This window comes from Sphingomonas sp. BK345, assembly GCF_014193845.1.
In the GTDB taxonomy this organism is placed as follows: domain Bacteria; phylum Pseudomonadota; class Alphaproteobacteria; order Sphingomonadales; family Sphingomonadaceae; genus Sphingomonas.
In genome coordinates, this window is record NZ_JACHZX010000001.1 from 163,281 (window position 1) to 182,270 (window position 18,990).

Here is an 18,990-nt window from a genome sequence, read left to right on the forward strand (position 1 = left end):
CTCCACCACTCGCTTCGCGAGCGGTCCCCCTCCCCGTGCCGGGGAGGATTTCAGATTCAGTATAGCGCGCCGGAACGACGGTTGACGCCGTAAGCGCCCACCTCACAGCCGCCGATGTTTGCCGCCATAGCGCTGGCCGATGTAGCTGCCGATCCGTGCCATCTCGTGCGCCGCCGCGGTCGTCGCCTCGGCGCAGCATGGCATCGGATCACGCTCGGCCTGCGCCGCGCGGACCGCGACGCGCTCGCACAAGGTCTCGATGTCGGCGCGCGACAGCAGGTTCTTCTCGCGCATCAGGCACAGCAGCGACTGAAGGATGACGATGCTCTCGTCACCAGCGCGCTCGTTCGACAGCATCGCCCTCTCCTCATCTATTTGAGAGGAGAGTACGCCGAAACGCCCCGATGGCAAGCAAACGTTTGCGCCTCAGCGCAGCCCCCCGCCCAGCGAGCGGTACAGCTCCACCAGATTGCTCGCCCGGCTCAGCCGCGTGGTCACCAGCTGCTGCTGCGCCGAATACGCGGTACGCTGCGCGTCGAGTGAGGTCAGGAACGAGTCCACGCCCGCGCGGTAGCGCGCGTCCGACAGTCGCGCCGCGACCGAGGCGGCTTCGGCCCGGGCGGTCTGCGCGGAAACCTGCTCGCCGATCGTGCCGCGCTGCGCCAGCGCGTCGGCCACCTCGCGGAAGGAGGTCTGGATCGCGCGCTCGTAGGTCGCGACCGCCGCCTGCTGCGACGCCTTGGCATAGTCGAGATTGCCCGCGTTGCGGCCGCCGTCGAACAACGGCAGGCCGACCGAGGGCGAGCCGGTGTAGGTGAAGCTGCCCCCACCGAAGAGGCCGGACAGCGCGCTCGAGATCGTCCCGATCGTCGCGGTCAGCGAGATTCGGGGGAAGAAGGCCGCGCGCGCCGCGCCGATGTTGGCGTTCTGCGCGATCAGCTGGTGCTCGGCCTGGAGCACGTCGGGGCGGCGCAGGAGCACTTCCGACGAGACGTCGCCGGGCAGCGCATCGCGCGTGAGCGGCGTGTCGTCGAGCCCGGTCGGCAGCTGCTCGGCGGGCACGGTGGTGCCGACCAGCAGGTTGAGCGCGTTCTGGTCCTGCGCCACGCGCGTGGTGAGCGCGGCGATGTCGTTGCGCGCGGCCTGATAGTTGGTCTCGGCCTGACGCGCTTCCAGCTCGGAGGCGACCCCGATGCGGAACTGCGCGCTGGTGAGCCGCACCGTCTCCTCGAAGGTCTTGAGCGTCTCGCGGCTGAGCCTCAGCTGCTCCTGGTCCGAGGCGAGCGTGAGCCACGCCGTCGCGATCTCGGCGATCAGGCTGATGCGGGTGGAGCGCTGCGCCTCTTCCGAGGCGAAATACTGTTCCAGCGCGGCACGATTGAGGTTGCGCACGCGCCCGAACAGGTCGAGCTCGAACGCCGAGAAGCCGGCGTTGACCGAGAAGAACTCGACGTTCGACGAGGTGCTGCCGACCCCCGCGCCGGCGCCTACCCCGGTCCCGCCGCCGGTGCCGCCACCCACGCCACTGCCGGTGCCCGTCCCAGTGCCGGTGCCCGTTCCCGTGCCCGCTCCCGCGCCGGCAGCAGCGCCGGCCGCCCCGGCCGCGCCGAAGATGTTGTTGGTGAACGTGCCCGATCCCGAGATCGTCGTGCTCGGCACCAGGTCGGCGCGCTGGACTCGATATTGCGCCCGCGCCTGGAGCACGTTGGCCGCCGCGACACGCAGGTCGCGGTTGTTCGCTAGCCCGGTCTCGATCACCCCGCGCAGTCGGGGATCGAGGAAGAAGTCGCGCCAGCCGATCTGGCTGACGTCGGCGGCGTCGCTCGCCGCGGCGGGGTACACCCCGCCCTGCGGCAGCGCGGCGGGAACCGCGCCTCCGGGGCGCTCATACTTAGGCGCCAGGTTGCAGCCGGCGAGCGCGCTGGACAGGGCCAGCGCGGTGAGGATCGCGGAACGAGTCACGTCAGGCTCCCTCGGGGCGCGGTGCCCCGGGATGATGGTCGAGGGCGGCGTCGTCCGCCCGGTGGTCGGCGTCTTCGGTCCGGTCGGGCGTCGCGGCGTGGCCGCTGTGCCCGAACAGCCGCAGCACGACGACGAAGAACATCGGCACGAAGAAGATCGCCAGCACCGTCGCGGACAACATGCCGCCCACGACCGCGCGACCGATCGCGTTCTGGCCGCCCGCGCCCGCGCCGGTCGACACCGCCAGCGGCATCACGCCGAACACGAAGGCGAGGCTGGTCATCAGGATCGGCCGGAGGCGCAGCTTGGCCGCCTCCACCGCCGCCTCGAAGGAGTTCATCCCCTCCGCCATGCGCTCCTCGGCGAACTCGACGATCAGGATCGCGTTCTTGGCGGACACGCCGATCGTGGTGATCAGGCCGACCTGGAGGTAGATGTCCTTGTTCAGTCCGGTCAGCCACGCCGCGAGCACCGCGCCGATGATGCCGAGCGGCACCACCAGCAGCACCGAGATCGGCACCGACCAGCTCTCGTACAGCGCGGCGAGGCAGAGGAAGACGATCAGCAGCGACAGGCCGTAGAGTGCCGGCGCCTGCCCGCCCGACAGCCGCTCCTCGTAGGAGAGGCCGGTCCATTCCAGCGTCGTGCCCGGGGGCAGCTTGGCGTGGATCTCCTGCAACGCCTCCATCGCGGCACCGGTGCTCTGCCCCGGTCCGGGCGAGCCCTGCAGCTGCATCGCCGGCTGCCCGTTGTAGCGGGTCAGCGAGACGGGCGCGTTGGCCCATTCCAGCGTCGAGAAGGCGGTGAACGGCGCCATCTGCCCGTTCGCACCGCGGACGTACAGCTCGCCGACGTCCTCGGGCGCCATGCGGTACGGGCCATCGTTCTGGACGTACACGCGCTTCACGCGACCGCGGTCGATGAAGTCGTTGATATAGCCGCCGCCCCAGGCGGTCGCGATGGTGCTGTTGACGTCGGCGAGGTCGAGCCCGAGCGCGCGCGCCTTGTCCTCGTCGATCTTCACCTTGAGCTGCGGCGCGTCCTCCAGGCTCAGCGGGCGTACCTGCGCCAGCCGCGGGTCCTGCGACGCCATGCCGAGCATCATGTTGCGGATCTGCGTCAGCTTCTCGTGCCCGACCCCGCCGGTATCGACCAGCTGGACGTCGAAGCCCGTGGCGTTGCCGAGCTCCTGCACCGCGGGCGGGATCAGCGCGAAGATCAGCCCGTCCTTATACTGCGAGAACGACCCCATCGCGCGCCCGACGATTGCCTGGGCGCGATTGTCGCCGCCCGAGCGATCCTCCCACGGCTTCAGGTTGACGAACACCAGGCCGGTGTTCTGGCCCTGGCCGGCAAAGCTGAAGCCGTTGATGGTGAAGACACCCTGGACGTTCTTGGCCTCCTGCTTGAGGAAGTGGTCGCGGGTCAGCGCCAGCCCCTTCTCGGTGCGCGCACTGCTCGCGCCCGCCGGGCCCTGCACCAGCGCGAGCACGAAGCCCTGGTCCTCGTCGGGCAGGAAGCCCGAGGGCAGCCGGATGAAGACGAGCGCCATGCCCGCGACGATCAGCAGATAGACCAGCAGCGAGCGCTTCCAGTGGCGCGCGGTGCTCTTCACCCCGCCCTCGTAGCGATGCTGCGCGCGGTCGAAGTTGCGATTGAACCAGCGGAAGAAACGCGCCAGCGGCCCGTTGCCCTCCTGCTTGTCGGGATCGTGCGGCTTCAGGATCGTCGCGCACAGCGCGGGCGTGAGGATCAGCGCGACGAGCACCGAGAGCACCATCGCCGAGACGATCGTGATCGAGAACTGGCGGTAGATCACGCCGGTCGAGCCGCCGAAGAAGGCCATCGGCAGGAACACCGCCGAGAGCACCATGCCGATGCCGACCAGCGCGCTGCTGATCTCGTCCATCGACTTGCGCGCGGCTTCCTTCGGGGAAAGATGCTCGGTGACGATCAGGCGCTCGACGTTCTCGACCACGACGATCGCGTCGTCGACGAGCAGGCCGATCGCCAGCACCATGCCGAACAAAGTCAGCGTGTTGATCGTGAAGCCCGCCAGCGCCATCACCGCAAAGGTGCCGAGCAGGACCACCGGCACCGCGATCGTCGGGATCAGCGTCGCGCGCCAGTTCTGCAGGAACAGGAACATGACGAGGAAGACGAGCACCACCGCCTCGATCAGCGTGTGGATCACCTGCTCCACTGACAGCCGCACGAACGGCGTGATGTCGTAGGGGTAGATCACCTTCACGTCGGCGGGCAGCGTCTTGCCGATCTCGGCGACACGCGCCTTGAGCAGGTCGACGGTGTCGAGCGCGTTCGCGCCTGCCGCCAGCCGGACACCGAAGCCTGACGCCGGCTTGCCGTTATACTGCACGTCGAAGCCGTAATTCTCGGCGCCGATCTCGACCCGCGCGACGTCGCGCAGCCGCACCACCGAGCCGTCGGTGCCAGTCTTGAGCCGGATGTTGCCGAACTGCTCAGGCGTCTGGAGCCGCGACTGCACCGAGACGGTCGCGTTGAGCATCTGCTCCTTGGGCGCGGGCTGCGCGCCGATCTGGCCGGCGGAGACCTGCGCGTTCTGTGCCTGCACCGCGGCGGTGACGTCGGCGACGGTCAGCGCGTAATTGTTGAGCTTGAGTGGATCGAGCCAGATGCGCATCGCATATTGCGAGCCGAACACCTGGAGCTCGCCGACGCCGTTGATGCGGCTGACCGGGTCCTGGAACTTGGACACGACCATGTCGGCGAGGTCGTTGTTGCTGTGCGACCCGTCGGTGGAGACGAGGCCGACGACGGCGAGGAAGCTCGCCGCCGACTTCGTCACCTGGATACCCTGGCGCTGGACCTCCTGCGGCAGCAGCGGGGTCGCCGCCTGCAGCTTGTTCTGGACCTGCACCTGCGCGATGTCGGGATCGGTACCCTGCTCGAAGGTCAGCGTGATCGTGACCACGCCCGCCGAGGAGGAGGAGGACGAGAAATAGCGCAGATTGTCGATGCCGCGCAGCTGCTGCTCGACGATCTGGGTGGTGGTGCGCTCGAGCGTCTCGGCGTCGGCGCCGGGATAGTTGGCGGTGATCGCGACCGCGGGGGGCGCGATCTCGGGGAATTGCGCGATCGGCAAGCTGCGGATCGCGATGATCCCCGCCAGCATCAGCGCCAAGGCGATGACCCACGCGAAGATGGGCCGGTCGATGAAGAAGCGCGACATGCGAGGTTACTTTCCCTGGGCCTGCTGGCCCTGCGGCTGCTGCCCCTGTGCCGGACCCGCACCTGGCTGCGCCGGGGCAGCGTTCGGATTGTACGGCACGGCCTTCACCGGCATGCCGGGGCGCAGCATCATCGCGCCCTCCACTACCACCTTGTCACCCGGCTTGAGGCCGGCGGTGACCAGCCAGTTCTCGCCGATCGTGCGCGGCGCGGTGAGCGCCCGCGGCTGGAGCTTGCCGTCGGGGCCGACGACCAGCACGCTCGGATTGCCCTTCTCGTCGCGCGTCACAGCGCGCTGCGGCACCAGCAAGGCGTTGGCCTGCGTGCCCTCGACCAGCTCGGCGCGGACATACATACCCGGCAGCAGCAGCCCGCGCGGGTTGGGGAAGAGCGCGCGGATCGTCTGCGTACCCGTGTTGGGATCGACGCTGACGTCGGCGAACTGGAGTTTGCCCTCGATCGGATAGACCGAGCCGTCCTCGAGACGCAGCTGGACGCGCGCGGCGCCACCGCCGCGCGACAGAGCGCCGGCGGCGATCTGCTGGCGCAGTCGCAGCAGGTCACCGCTCGACTGGCTGACGTCGACGTAGATCGGGTCGAGCCGTTGGATCGTCGTCAGCGCGGTGGTCTGGCCCGAGCTGACGAGCGCGCCGGTGGTGACGATCGAGCGCCCGATCCGCCCCGAGATCGGTGCGCGGATCGTGGTGCGCGCCAGATCGATCTGCGCGGTCCGCAATGCCGCCTGCTGCGCGGCGACGTCGGCGCGCGCCTGCTCGGCGGACGTCACCGCATTCTCGAAGTCCTGCCGCGCGATGGCGTTGATCTTGACGAGCTCGCCATAGCGACGTTGCAGCGCCGCGCTCGACGCGATCGCGGCGCGCGCGCGCGCCAGCGCCGCACGGGCGTTGGCGACCTGCGCCTGATAGGGCTGCGGGTCGACGCGGTAGAGCGCCTGCCCCTTCTTGACTTGATCGCCCTCGGTGAACAGCCGCGCTGTGACGAGGCCGTTGACCTGCGGGCGCACCTCGGACGTCTCGTACGCGCTGGTACGGCCGGGCAGCACCGTCGTCAGTGTGACCGATTCGGGCTGCACCGTGACCACGCCGACCTGCGGCGGGCCGGCCTGCCCCTGCTGCTCGGCGCCGCCCTTGGCCGCACCCTGCTCGTTCCCGCCGCCGCTGCACGCAGCCAGCGGAACCATCACCAGCGCCGCGAGCGCCAACCCCTGTTTTGCCATGGACTTCTCGTCGAATGTGTGTGAGTGATCACTCACTCACGAATGCTGCTACTGCGAAGAGAGCAGATCGTCAAGACGGGTAAGAAGATGACGTCAGATGGTTATGCGGTGCCCGAGCCGCGGGATCGCAGCACCAAGGCCAACGCGCGGCGCGCAAAAATAGTTCAGGCCGCGCGGGAACTTTTCGCCGAGAACGGCTTCCACGCCACCGGCATGGCACGTATCTCGGAACGCTCGGGCGTGCTGGTCGGCCAGATCTACCGCGACTTCGCCAACAAGGAGGCGATCGTCGCCGAGCTGGCGGAGCAGGACCTCGCCGAGTTCCTCGGGGGCGACGAATTGTGCTGCGGCGGCTGCGTGCCCGATCGCGCCGCGGTGCGTCTCTGGGTCGAGCGCTTCATCACCTGCGCCGACATGCCGGACGAGCGACTCGTCTCGGAGATCATCGCCGAGACCACTCGCAATCCGCGCCTGGCCGCCATCTTCCGCTCGGTCGACGAGCGGCTGCGCGAGCGACTGATCCAGGCACTGAGCGCGATCGTGCCGCAGGCGAGCGCGGCCGAGCCGCTGCGCTGCCTCGCCGAGTCGATCCTCGTCGTGTCGGCGGGAATCTTCCAGCGCCGGGTGGTGAAGAAGCAGGAGACGCCGCCCGCGGTGATGGCGCTGCTGATGGACTTCGTCGAACGCGAGATCGACCGACTCGCCGCGCAGGGCTGACCGGCGACTACGACCCCGAGGCAGTTGCGGCGAGGCGCGGCCCGCGGCTAAATGTCCGAGCAATTTCAGGGGGGTTTGCGTTTGTTGCCGAAGCCGACCAAGCTCGCGGACCTGGCGGCGCTCGCGGGCGTGTCGACCGCCACCGTGTCGCGCGCGCTGTCGGGCCACCCGTCGGTGAGCAAGGCGACTCAGGCGCGCATCCAAGCGCTGGCGCGCGAGCACGACGTCCGCCCCAACCAGATGGCGCGCAACCTGCGGCTGCGCAGCACCGGCGCGATCGGGCTGGCGATGCCGCTGGGGCACGCACGCACGCAGCACTTGACCGATCCCTTCTTCCTCTCGCTGCTCGGCTACATCGCCGACCTGCTGGTCGACCGCGGCTATGACGTGCTGCTCTCGCGCGTGCTGCCCGAGAACGGCGACTGGCTCGACCGGCTGGTCGACGCCGGGCGGGTCGACGGCCTGCTGCTCGTCGGTCAGTCCGACCAATATGAGACGATTGAGCGCGTCGCCTCCCGCTATGCGCCGCTCGTCGCCTGGGGCGTCCACCGCGAGGGGCAGCGTCACCTCGCCATCGGCTCGGACAATGTCGCGGGCGGGCGGCTGGCGGCGGAGCATCTGCTCGAGCGCGGGCGTCGCCGGCTGCTCTTCGTCGGCGACCCCGCCCCACCCGAGTTCGCCGACCGATGGGCCGGCTTCGCCGCGGCCGCGCGCGCCGCCGGGGTGCGCGCCGAGGTCCTCGCCACCGCGATGGACCCCGATCGAGTCCATGCGGCGATGCGGACCCGGCTCGCGGTCGGCACCTTGCCTGACGCGATCTTCGCGGCCTCGGACGTCGCTGCGATGAGCGTGCTCCGCGCGGTGAGCGAGGCCGGGCTCGACGTGCCGCGCGAGGTGGCGGTGATCGGCTACGACGACGTCACGCTCGCCGCCCATACCTCGCCCCCGCTGACGACGATCCGCCAGGACCTCGCGCGCGGCGCGGCGCTGATGGTCGACCGCCTGCTCGCGCGAGTGGCGGGCGAGCCGGCGGAGCACGCGGTGATCGCACCCGAGTTGGTGGTGCGCGCCTCGACCTGAGCGGATGCGGTCGCGCATCGACGCTACCAGACTTAGCGGCCTAGCGAACTTTCCCAGCCGAACCTGAACGCAAGCGTTTGCACAAATATCTTGCAATCGATTGCAGGTGAGCCCATCAGCCGCTTAGCCGGTCGCGGAGACGACCGTTCGCCCGCTGGGGAGGATATCATGATCGCGCGTTATCGCCTGCTCGCCGGGGTGCCGGCGCTGTTGCTCGCCGCCACCGTCCAGGCGCAGACCGTCGCCCCGGTCGCCGAGGCGGCGGACCAGACCATCGACACGCCCGCCCCCGCCGAGGACATTGTCGTCACCGGCGTCGCGCAGGGGCGCAACCGGCTCGACACCTCGGTGTCGGTCAGCTCGCTCGATGCCGACCTCACCAGCAAGATCCCGCCGCGCAACACCGCCGAGATCCTGCGCAACCTGCCCGGCGTGCGCGTCGAGGCATCGGGCGGCGAGGGCAACGCCAATATCGCGGTTCGCGGCCTGCCGGTCGCCTCGGGCGGCTCCAAGTTCCTCCAGCTCCAGGAAGACGGGCTGCCCGTCCTCGAGTTCGGCGACATCATCTTCGGCAACGCCGATATCTTCATCCGCAACGACCTGTCGCTCGCGCGCATCGAGTCGGTGCGCGGCGGTTCGGCCTCCACCTTCGCCAGCAACTCGCCCGGCGGCATCATCAACTTCATCTCGAAGACGGGCGAGCAGGAAGGCGGCTCGTTCCAGCTCTCGTCCGGCATCGACTATCGCGAGTATCGCGCCGACTTCGCCTATGGCGGCCGGATCGACGCCAACACGCGCTACGAGCTGAGCGGCTTCTACCGGCTCGGTGATGGCCCGCGCGACGTCGGCTATGACGCGATGCGTGGCGGCCAGATCAAGGCCAACATTACCCGCGAGTTCGACGGCGGCTATGTCCGTCTCTACGGCAAGTATCTCGACGATCGCAGCATCGCCTATCTGCCCAACCCGGTGCGCGTGAGTGGAAGCGGCAGCGACCCGAGCTATAGCAACGTGCCCGAATTCTCGATCAATCAGGACACGCTGCACAGCCGCTACATCGGCTCGGTGCTGACGCTCGACGGTGACAACAATCCCGTGCGCCGGAGCATCGGCGACGGCATGCACCCGGACGTCAAGTCGGTCGGATTCGAGGGCCAGTTCGCGATCGCGGACGGCTGGAACGTCACCGAGCGGTTCCGCTACTCGGACATTTCGGGCGACTTCGTCTCGCCCTTCCCCGCCGCGGTGGGCGACGCGCAGACCGCCGCCAACGCGCTCGCCGGCCCTAACGCGCAGCTCTATTACGCCAGCGGCCCGCTCTCCGGGCAGCGCATCGCCAGCCCGGCGACGCTCGGTGGCAACGGCCTGCTCGCCAGCGTGGTGCTGTTCGACGTCGACCTGAAGAGCCTCAACAACATCACCAACGACCTGCGCATCAACGGCAAGGTCGATCTCGGCGGCGGCGCGGTGACGCTGGCGGCGGGTATCTACAACTCGCGCCAGGACATCGTCACCGACTGGCTGTGGACCAGCTTCTACCAGACCGTGCAGGGCGACGGCCGCTCGGTGCTGGTCGACGTGCGCGACTCGACCGGTGTCGCGCGCACCGCGGGCGGCACGCTCTACTCCGCCTCCTTCTTCGGCAATTGCTGCCGCCGCAGCTACGACATGCGCTACACCACCAACGCGCCGTTCGCGCAGCTCGGGTTCGAACTCGGCCGGCTCAACGTCGACGGGTCGCTGCGCTACGATTTCGGCAGCGCCAAGGGCAGCATCGCGGGCGACCTGCCCGGCGCGACCACGACGCGCGCGCAGGACATCGACGGCGATGGCTTCCTCTCCTCCGCCGAGCAGGCGGTAGCGTTCATCCCCGCCAACCGCTCGCCGGTCGACTATACCTTCCGCTATCTCTCCTACTCGGCCGGCATCAACTATCGGCTGAGCGACACGCTGGCGGCGTTCGCGCGCTACAGCCGCGGCGGCCGCGTCAACGCCGACCGGCTGCTGTTCGGCCCGCTGATCGACACCACCACGGGCGGGCTGGTCGCGGGTGCCAAGCCGTACGACTTCGTCAAGCAGGCCGAGGGCGGGCTGAAGTTCTCGACCGGGCCGCTGGCGCTCTACGCCACCGTGTTCAACGCGCGCACGCAGGAGACCAATTACCTGCTGTCGCAGCAGCAGTTCACCAGCCGCGACTATGAGGCGACCGGCGTCGAGCTGGAGGGCCGCTTCCGCGCCGGCCCCTTCTCGCTGACCGCGGCGGGCACCTATACCGACGCCAAGATCAAGCGCGACGCCACCGACGCGACGCTCGACGGCAACCGCCCGCAGCGCCAGGCCGCGTTCGTCTATCAGGCGACGCCGCAGTTCGACTTCGGGCGGGTGAGCTTCGGCGCGAACGTGATCGGCACCACTTCCAGCTACACACAGCCGATCAACGACCTGAAGATGCCGGCCTACACCCAGGTCAACGGCTTCCTGCTGGTGCGCGCGGCCGAGAACGTCAGCTTCAACCTGAATGCCAACAACATCTTCGACGTGAAGGGCGTCACCGAGGCGGAGGACGCCAGCATTCCCGCCAACGGGCTGGTGCGCGCGCGCTCGATCAACGGGCGCACCATCGCCGCCTCGGTGCGCTTCGATTTCTGACGCGCGCCAGCGTGGCGACGACGCGCGGCGCGTCTATGGTGCGCGATGTGACAGGAAGGATGACGATGGAGGAGCGGCTCGCCGCGATCGCGCCGCGGCTGCGGCGGCAGCTCGACCGGCTCTACGGCGCGCAGGGTGACACGGGCGCACTATGGGCCGCGACCGAGGCGCTGCTACGCGCGCGCCACGCCGAGCGGCCCGAGGCACTGCGCTCCCTCGACTCGGCGCGGCTCAACGATCCCGAGTGGTTCGTCCGCCCCGACATGCTGGGCTACTCCACTTACGTCGACCGCTACGCCGGCACGGTGGCGGGGTTGGCCGGGCGGGTCGACCATCTCGAGTCACTCGGTGTGCGCTACCTCCACCTGCTCGCGCTGCTCAAGGCGCGCGAGGGCGACAGCGACGGCGGCTTCGCGGTCTCCGACTATCTCGCAGTCGAGCCGCGGCTCGGGACGATCAATGACCTCGAGGCGCTCACCGCGCGGCTGCGCGCGGCACGGATCAGCCTGTGCGTTGACCTCGCGCTCAACCACACCGCGGACGATCATCTCTGGGCAAGAGCGGCGAAGGCGGGCGACCCCTTCTACCGCGACTTCTACATCGTGCTCGACGCGGCCGAAGCGCGCGCCCGCGAGGCCGCGCTGCCGCAGGTCTTCCCCGCCACGGCGCCGGGCAATTTCACCGCGGTGCCCGCGATGGGGGGCCATGTCTGGACCACCTTCTACCCGTTCCAGTGGGACCTGAACTGGCGCAACCCGCACGTCTTCCTCGCGATCCTGGACGTCGCGCTGCGACTCGCCAATCGCGGCGTGGAGGCATTCCGGCTCGACAGCATCGCCTTCCTCTGGAAGCAGCCCGGCAGCGACTGCCGCAACCTGCCCGAGACGCACTACATCGTCCGCGCGCTGCGCGCCGCGCTCGACATCGCCGCGCCCGCCACGCTGCTCAAGGCCGAGGCGATCGTGCCCACCGCCTTCGTGCCGCCCTATTTCGGCCGCGACGAGGGTCAGGGTTTCGAGCCCGAGTGCCACCTCGTCTACAACAACTCGCTGATGGTGGCGGGCTGGGTCGGGCTGGCGGAGCAGTCCGCGGCACTCCCCGCCGCGATCGTCGCCGCGAGCGGCGGGCTGCCGCGCGGTGCCAACTGGCTGAGCTACGCGCGCTGCCACGACGATATCGGCTGGGGATCGGTCCTGGGCGACCTGCGCGCGATCGATCCCGCGCCCGAGCGCCGGCTCGCCGCGGCAGCGCATTCTCTCGAGGGCGCGGACGGCGGCTGGGGTCGCGGCGCGCCGTTCCAGAGCGACGGCGCGGTGCTCCACGGCAGCAATGGCACGATGGCCTCGCTCGCCGGATTGGAATCGGCCCGCGACGATGCGGAGCGCGAGGCGGCGTACCGGCGCATCGCGCTGCTCAACGCGCTGGCGATCGCGAGCGGCGGGTTGGCGACGACCTACATGGGCGACGAGCTCGGGCTGCTCAACGACTATGGCTATCGGGACGACCCGGAGCGCGCGCATGAGGGTCGCTGGCTGCACCGGCCCGAGATGGACTGGGCGGCGCTCGACGGCGCGGCGGCGCGGCGCATCAGCGGCGACCTGGGGGCGCTGCGGGCGGCGCGCGTGGCGAGCGGCGCCGCGGGCGCGCCGGCACTGATCGAGACGGGCGCCTCGGCGCTGCTCGGCGTGGCATGCGGACGCGACCGAGTATTCCTCAACTTCGGCGCGGCGCCCGTGGCTCTCACCTCGGCAAACCGCGATCGGTTGACCGGGGCAACCTGCGACACCGTCCCGGGCTGGGGTGTGGTCTGGCTGGAGGAAGAGCGATGAGGCCGGCCACGGGAACCGCGCGGGGAACGTCGCGCCCCCGCCTCTCGCTGGCGCGGATCGTCGAGATGAACCTCGGTTTCCTCGGCCTGCAATTCTCCTTCGGGCTGCAGCAGGCCAACATGGCCCCGATCTACGGCTACCTGGGTGCCGATGAGGCCACGCTGCCGCTGCTGTGGCTCGCCGGTCCGGTCACCGGTCTGCTCGTCCAGCCGCTGATCGGCGCGATGAGCGACCGCACCACCTCGCGGCTCGGCCGCCGGACCCCCTATTTCCTCGTCGGTGCGGTGCTGTGCAGCCTGTGCCTGTTCGCGATGCCATACAGCCGCGCCTTATGGATCGCGGCGAGCCTGTTGTGGGTGCTCGACGCGGCCAACAACGTCACGATGGAGCCGTATCGCGCCTATGTCGGCGACCGGCTCGCGCCCGACCAGCGGCCGACCGGCTTCCTCACGCAATCGGCCTTCACCGGCCTGGCGCAGACGCTCTCCTATCTGGCGCCGAGCCTGCTGGTCTGGTTCGGGCTCGACAAGGACGCGGTCGATGCCAACGGCATCCCCGACATCACGCGCATCGCCTTCGTGATCGGCGCGGTGCTGTCGCTCTCGACGATAATGTGGTCGGTGTGGCGCGTTCCCGAGCTGCCGCTGCCGGTCGAGGAGCGCGCGCGGCTCGAGGCCGAGCCGCTGACGCTCCGGTCGGCCCTCGCCGATCTGCGCACCGCGCTGGCGGAGATGCCGCGGCCGATGCGGCAGCTCGCACTGGCGATGCTCTGCCAATGGTATGCGATGTTCGCTTACTGGCAGTTCATCGCCTTCGCGCTGGCACGATCGCTCCACGGTACCGCCGACGCGACCAGCCGGGCGTTCCGTGACACCGCGTTGACGGTGGGGCAGCTCGGCGCCTTCTACAACGCGGTCGCCTTCGTCGCCGCGATCGCGCTGATGCCGCTCGCGCGGCGCCACGGCGCCAAACGGGTCCACGCCTGCTGCCTCGCCGCCTCGGGCGCGGCGATGATGGCGATCCCGGCGATCGGACAGGAAGCGTGGCTGTACGTCGCGATGGTCGGGATCGGGATCGGCTGGGCCGGGATGATGGGCAACCCGTATGTCATGCTCACCGACATGATCCCGCCCGAGCGCAACGGCGTGTACATGGGCATCTTCAACATGTTCATTGTCATCCCGATGATGATCGAGAGCCTGTCGATCCCATTGTTCTACCACAACCTGCTCGGCGGTGACGCGCGCGCGGTGCTCGTGCTCGCCGGCGTGCTGATGCTGCTCGGGGCGGTGGCCACGGTGATGGTGGGCCGCGGAGCGCGCGCGGCGACGTAGCGACCCCGACATGTGCAGCACCGACCTGAACGCTGCGTGTGACGAGATAGTGTATCACGGACGGCAGCCATGCTTCAGCTGACCGCTCCCCGCACCGTCCAGGCTCCGTCACGTCCCACGCCGAACCGCCGGCTCGATTCGATCGATGCGCTGCCCGGACTCGTCATGCTGCTGATGCTGGCGGACCACACGCGCGAGTACTTCTTGCTGAGCGCGCCGGTGAGCGACCCGATGGATCTTCGCGTCGCCCCACCCGGCCTGGTCGCGGCTCGGCTCGCCGCGCACCTCTGCCCGCCGATCTTCATCGCGCTCGCCGGGGTCTCGGCCTGGCTCTACGGCGCGGCTCGACCGCGCGCGGCGACCGCGCGCTTCCTGCTTGAGCGCGGGCTGTTCCTGCTGCTGCTGGAGTTGACCCTGGTCGGCTTCGCCTGGCGCTTCGCGCTCGCGCCGACGATGATCTATCTTCAGGTCATCTGGGCGATCGGCTGGTCGATGATCGCGTTGGCGGGGCTGCTGTGGCTGCCGCGCGGGGCGCTGATCGCGATCGCCATCGTGCTGATGGCAGGGCACAATCTGCTCGACCCGGTGCGGCTCGCCGCAGGCCACCCGCTGCATCCGTTATGGGCGATACTTCACCAGCGCGACTTTATCGCGCTGGGCGGCGGGGTTGACGCGCGCACCTCCTATCCGGTGCTTCCGTGGCTCGGCGTGATCGCGCTCGGCTACGCGATCGGCCTGTGGTTCCACGCCTCACCGGCCTGGCGGCGGCGCGCGCTCGTGGTGACCGGCACGATCCTGCTGCTTGGCTTCGTGCTGCTGCGCGCGATCAATCGATACGGCGAGCCGGTGCCATGGCAGGCGGGCGCGACGCCGCAGCTGACATTGCTCTCCGTCCTCAACGTGACGAAATACCCGCCGTCGCTCGACTTCCTGCTGTTGACGCTGGGCATCGGCGCATGGCTGCTGGTCGGCTTCAAGTGGCGCGCGCCGGGCTGGCTGTCGGTGCTGGGGAGTGCGCCGATGTTCTTCTACCTGCTTCACCTCTATGTGCTGCACCTGCTTGCCCTCGCCGCCGGCGGGCGCGAGGTGCCGGCGATCGGGCACGTCTGGCTGCTCGCCGCCGCTGTCGCGCCGCCTCTATGGTGGGCGACGCGCTGGTTCGGCGGGATGAAGCGGCGGAGCGCGAGCCGCTGGCTACGCTTCTTCTGAGAGGGCGGGGCGCGAACCTACTGACGTCGCGCGTCCGGCAGCACCCGGTCGATCCAGCCGCCGAGCCGCCCGTGCGACCACGCGAGCGCGCGATAGAACGCTAGCACTGGCCGCGCCCACTGGAGATAGAGCCCCGGCGCCCCGGTCCGCGCCGACAGCCACGCCAGTCGGTGACTCCAGCGCGCGATGCCGGCGCGCGTCCGATATACGAGCCGACGTCGCAGCGGCAGCGCGCGCGCGGCGGGCGCGACCCGCTTGCGCTTGGCGACACCGCCACGCCAGCGCCGCCACGTGAGCCGATAGGCCAGCCCCTCGCGGCGGTGACGAAATCCCGCCGACTGCGTCGCCTCGACGAAGTCGGCGTCGACTTCCTCCAGCGCCAGCCGCCCCTCCTCCACCGCGGCGCGGATCAGACCGTCGACCAGCGGCGTGCGCGCCACCACCACGTTGGTGCCGCGCCCGTCGGACGAGTAAGGCTCGACCCAGGCATCGCCGAACGCGACGTCGGCGGTCTCGGCGACGACGTCGTCGCACATGTCGCACGCGCTGTTCTGGAAAAAGCCCGCGCCCCAGTCGCCATCGGCGAGGTGCCACCAGTCCTCAGCACGCGCGCTACCGTCGTCGAGCGTGAGATGCGCGCGGTACCAATTCGCCGGCCGCCCCGCGTCCTTGATGCGATAGTCGACCGCGCGCACGCGTGCCGGCGGCGTGTCGAGCTGCCACGCGAAGCTTTCGACCAGCCGGGCGCTCTTCTGATGCCCGCAGAACAGCCCGAGCACGTGCGGCACGCGCTCGCGCAGCACCGGGTCGCGCGCGCGTTCGAGCTGGATCATCTTGGCGAAGCACGGCACCGCGACGATCGCGTAGCGCCCCGGCGTGGCACGGATCTCGCGCAGCGCCGCGGAGAGCTCGACCGGATAATAGCGCGACTTCGCGCCGGCCAGCAGAGTCCCGGGATCGCGCGACAGGCGATAAGCGAAGTAGCGCCCGTCCTCCTGCGGCGACGCGACGGGGGCGACATGCGCCACCGCGTCCACTGCGCCCGTGCGCAGCAGCTCGGCGGCGACCCAGCTCACCATGCCGCCCGAGCTGCCGGACTCGCGCCATTCGCCCTCGGCGACATGGCCAACCCAGGTCGATTCATGCCGCCCGAGCAGCGGCGTGGCGCGCGGTGCAGCAGGGAAGCGCTCTGCGGCGATCAGGTCCTCGTCACGCGCGTCGGGCGAGAAGGGGCAGCGTTGCGCGAACTCGGCACTCGGCGTGGACGCGAACGCGCCGTCGGGCTTCCACGTGCCGTAGCGGTCCCACGCCATCGTCCCCTCAGGCGCGTCCGCCGCGCAGCCACCGCAGCCGATGCACAGCCCCGAGCGCACCACGTCGCGCGGCGCGAGCGGCTCAGCCAAGCGCGTGGCGCAGATAGGCGAGTGACTCGGCACGCAGCCCCGCGATCCGCTCGTAGACCGTCGGTGCGGGCGGCGCGCCGAGCAGCGCGTCATAGTCCGCGGCGTCGAGCTCGGGCGAGACGATGTGGCGGCGCGCGTCGAGCGCCGCGGCGAGGTCGCGCACCTTGTTGAAGCGATAGGGCGACGGCGCGGTGACGAACGGCGTTCGATTGTTGAGCGCGAAGACGCAACCGTGGAAGAAATTGGTCACGAGCGCGCTGGCGCTCGCGGCGCGCTGCGCGAACTCCTCCGGACCGGCGGCGATGTCCTGCTCGTCGGCCCAGTCGTTGCGGTATCCGATGCTGACCAGGCGCACCCCGCTGCGCCGGCTCCAGTCGCGCATCTGCCGCTGCAGCCACTCCGGGAAACCGTGGCCATAGACCAAGGCGTAGCCGCCCTTGCCCGACGGCGGCGCGGCGGCGTGGACGCGATCGCCGAACTGGAGCACCGGATCGAGGACCAGCGGCGGAGTCGCGCCAAGGGCGGTCTGCACGAGCGCGCGCGAGTTGGCGTCGCGCACCGACACCGCGGTGAAACGCCGCAATTTGGCGGCCCAGTCGTCCGAGATGCCGTCGGCGGCGTCATGATTGCCGAAGCTGGCGGCGTAGGAGACCAGCCGCGGCACGCTCAGCCCCTCGCCGAAGAAGATCGGCGCGCCACCGTACCAAGGATGGCGGAAGTTCCACACCTCGTCGCTGCCGACGACGATCGCGTCATAGCCGCTGGTGTCCGGCCGGTGCAGCGGAAAGCGCGGTGACTGCGGCAGGCGGTCGAACGCCGCGACGAACTTGCGGCCCTTGATCTTGTACGCCGGCAGGTCGGCGCGAGGCGTGCGCTCGGGCAGGGTCGGCTGGAACGAGCAGCGCCACTCGGCACGTGCGACCTGATCGCTGTGATGATCGAGCAGCCGCGCGTCATGGCCCAGCGAGCGCAGTCCCTCGGTTAGGCAGCGTGCCTGCCAGTAGGAACCGTAGTTGATGCAGCGGTGAAAGGTCAGGATCCCGACCTTGCGCGGTGTAGCGGTCATTGCGGAGATAATCGCTTACGGCTCGGCCGGTTCCGCTGATCTTCCCCGGAACGTGGGGCTATCGCCTTTGAAGGTGTAACGCACAGAGCGCTTCACGTCCGCTGTCTTGCCGGACTGGATCCGGGATCCCTCAGTCCAGCAGGCCGTCCGCCAGCAACAGCAGCATCTTGACGTCCATCGCCACGCCCTGGGTGCGCTTCGCCAGCACGAAGCGCGTCAGCTCGGCGCGCGGCACCAGATGCACCTCGATGTCCTCGTCGGCCTCGCCGCCGCCCGGCCCGACCTTCTCCAGCTCGTGCGCGCGCACCAGCGTGAAGCCTTCGCTGTTCATCCCCGGCGACGAGTAGAAGAAGCCCAGCTCCTCGATCCGCCCCGCACGAAAGCCGGTCTCTTCCTCCAGCTCGCGCGCGGCGCCGGCGGCGACCGCCTCGCCCACGGTCTCGTCGCCGATCAGCCCAGCGGGTAGCTCGAGGCAGCGGCGGCCGAGCGGGACGCGATATTGCTCGACCAGCACGACTCGATCGGTGTCGTCGATCGCGACGATGACTGCCGCCTGGATGCCGTTGCGGCGCGACACATACTCCCACTGCCCCTGCGTCTTCACCTCGATGTAGCGGCCAGCCCAGGCCGTCTCGGCAGGAGCGTCGGCGTCGCGGTGCGGCTTGGTCATGGGGTCTCGCTCGATGCTGGCGTCTGGGACGCGCCTCTCTAGGTCAGCGGCGCGACTTGGCGAAGCGCCAATCCGCGCTTAACCTGGATCGGTCCGCACCGGGAGCGGCAGGGAGACGATCATGTTGAAGGATTTCAGGGCGTTTATCGCTCGAGGCAATGTGCTCGACCTGGCAGTCGGCGTGATCATCGGCGGCGCCTTCGCCACCATCACCAAATCGCTGACCGACGACATCATCATGCCGATCGTCGGCGCGCTCTTCGGCGGCTTCGATTTCTCGAGCTATTTCGTCAAGCTGGGGCCTGTCCCCGCGAACTACGCCGGCTCGCTGACGAGCTATGCCCAGCTCAAGGCGGCGGGGGTGCCGCTGTTCGGCTACGGCGAGTTCATCACCGTGGTGATCAACTTCATCATCCTCGCATTCATCGTCTTCCTGCTGATGCGCAGCGTCAATCGCGTGATCGCCGCGGCCGAGCGCGAGAAGAAGGAAGGCACCGCCGAGCCTGCCGCCGAGCCCGCCGAGGTGGCGCTGCTGCGTGAGATCCGCGACGAGCTGCGCGCCGGGACGACCACGCGCACTCCTCCCCCGCTGGTTTGACCCGATGGCGTCCGGGCGCTCTCCCT

The 18,990-nt window shown here is 69.6% G+C and carries 14 protein-coding genes; 7 read left to right on the forward strand and 7 right to left on the reverse strand.

Going from position 1 to position 18,990, the window contains the following annotated elements; all coding sequences use genetic code 11:
• Window positions 1-102: 102 nt before the first annotated feature.
• From FHY03_RS00720 to FHY03_RS00735, 4 genes are all read right to left on the reverse strand, one after another.
• The gene (locus FHY03_RS00720; protein WP_183928121.1) at window positions 103-357 is read right to left on the reverse strand and encodes a hypothetical protein; all 255 of its coding nucleotides are present in this window, start codon (window positions 355-357) and stop codon (window positions 103-105) included.
• Between the two features lie 69 nt (window positions 358-426).
• Window positions 427-1,962, reverse strand: a complete 1,536-nt coding sequence (locus FHY03_RS00725) for an efflux transporter outer membrane subunit (protein WP_311721268.1) — start codon at window positions 1,960-1,962, stop codon at window positions 427-429.
• Between the two features lies 1 nt (window position 1,963).
• Window positions 1,964-5,173, reverse strand: coding sequence for an efflux RND transporter permease subunit (locus FHY03_RS00730; protein WP_183921159.1), 3,210 nt, complete (start codon window positions 5,171-5,173; stop codon window positions 1,964-1,966).
• A 6-nt stretch (window positions 5,174-5,179) separates the two neighbouring features.
• A complete protein-coding gene (locus tag FHY03_RS00735; RefSeq protein WP_183928123.1) occupies window positions 5,180-6,409 on the reverse strand; it encodes an efflux RND transporter periplasmic adaptor subunit in 1,230 nt (409 codons plus the stop codon).
• Window positions 6,410-6,496: 87 nt separating this feature from the next.
• Between FHY03_RS00735 and FHY03_RS00740 the strand changes: the two genes are divergently transcribed.
• The 6 genes from FHY03_RS00740 to FHY03_RS00765 all read left to right on the forward strand — a co-directional run bounded on the left by FHY03_RS00740 (window position 6,497) and on the right by FHY03_RS00765 (window position 15,227).
• Window positions 6,497-7,126, forward strand: a complete 630-nt coding sequence (locus FHY03_RS00740; protein ID WP_183928125.1) for a TetR/AcrR family transcriptional regulator — start codon at window positions 6,497-6,499, stop codon at window positions 7,124-7,126.
• A gap of 84 nt (window positions 7,127-7,210) precedes the next feature.
• Window positions 7,211-8,206, forward strand: coding sequence for a LacI family DNA-binding transcriptional regulator (locus FHY03_RS00745; protein ID WP_260158593.1), 996 nt, complete (start codon window positions 7,211-7,213; stop codon window positions 8,204-8,206).
• Between the two features lie 168 nt (window positions 8,207-8,374).
• Window positions 8,375-10,855, forward strand: coding sequence for a TonB-dependent siderophore receptor (locus FHY03_RS00750; RefSeq protein WP_183928127.1), 2,481 nt, complete (start codon window positions 8,375-8,377; stop codon window positions 10,853-10,855).
• Between the two features lie 47 nt (window positions 10,856-10,902).
• On the forward strand, window positions 10,903-12,684 hold the full coding sequence (locus tag FHY03_RS00755; protein ID WP_183928129.1) for an alpha-amylase family glycosyl hydrolase: 1,782 nt from the start codon (window positions 10,903-10,905) through the stop codon (window positions 12,682-12,684).
• Complete coding sequence (locus tag FHY03_RS00760; protein ID WP_183928131.1) at window positions 12,681-14,018, forward strand: MFS transporter; 1,338 nt, start codon at window positions 12,681-12,683, stop codon at window positions 14,016-14,018. Before FHY03_RS00755 ends, FHY03_RS00760 begins: the two co-directional genes overlap by 4 nt.
• Before the next feature lie 69 nt (window positions 14,019-14,087).
• Complete coding sequence (locus tag FHY03_RS00765) at window positions 14,088-15,227, forward strand: DUF1624 domain-containing protein (protein ID WP_183928133.1); 1,140 nt, start codon at window positions 14,088-14,090, stop codon at window positions 15,225-15,227.
• Between the two features lie 17 nt (window positions 15,228-15,244).
• On the opposite strand, the gene FHY03_RS00770 is transcribed toward FHY03_RS00765, so the two are convergent.
• From FHY03_RS00770 to FHY03_RS00780, 3 genes are all read right to left on the reverse strand, one after another.
• Complete coding sequence (locus FHY03_RS00770; RefSeq protein WP_260158594.1) at window positions 15,245-16,630, reverse strand: Coenzyme F420 hydrogenase/dehydrogenase, beta subunit C-terminal domain; 1,386 nt, start codon at window positions 16,628-16,630, stop codon at window positions 15,245-15,247.
• Entirely contained in the window at window positions 16,623-17,696 is a 1,074-nt protein-coding gene (locus tag FHY03_RS00775) for a polysaccharide pyruvyl transferase family protein (protein WP_183921168.1), read from the reverse strand. Before FHY03_RS00775 ends, FHY03_RS00770 begins: the two co-directional genes overlap by 8 nt.
• A gap of 130 nt (window positions 17,697-17,826) precedes the next feature.
• Complete coding sequence (locus FHY03_RS00780) at window positions 17,827-18,366, reverse strand: NUDIX hydrolase (protein WP_183921169.1); 540 nt, start codon at window positions 18,364-18,366, stop codon at window positions 17,827-17,829.
• A 121-nt stretch (window positions 18,367-18,487) separates the two neighbouring features.
• Between FHY03_RS00780 and mscL the strand changes: the two genes are divergently transcribed.
• Complete coding sequence (gene mscL / locus FHY03_RS00785; RefSeq protein WP_183921170.1) at window positions 18,488-18,964, forward strand: large conductance mechanosensitive channel protein MscL; 477 nt, start codon at window positions 18,488-18,490, stop codon at window positions 18,962-18,964.
• The last annotated feature ends 26 nt before the right edge of the window (window positions 18,965-18,990 follow it).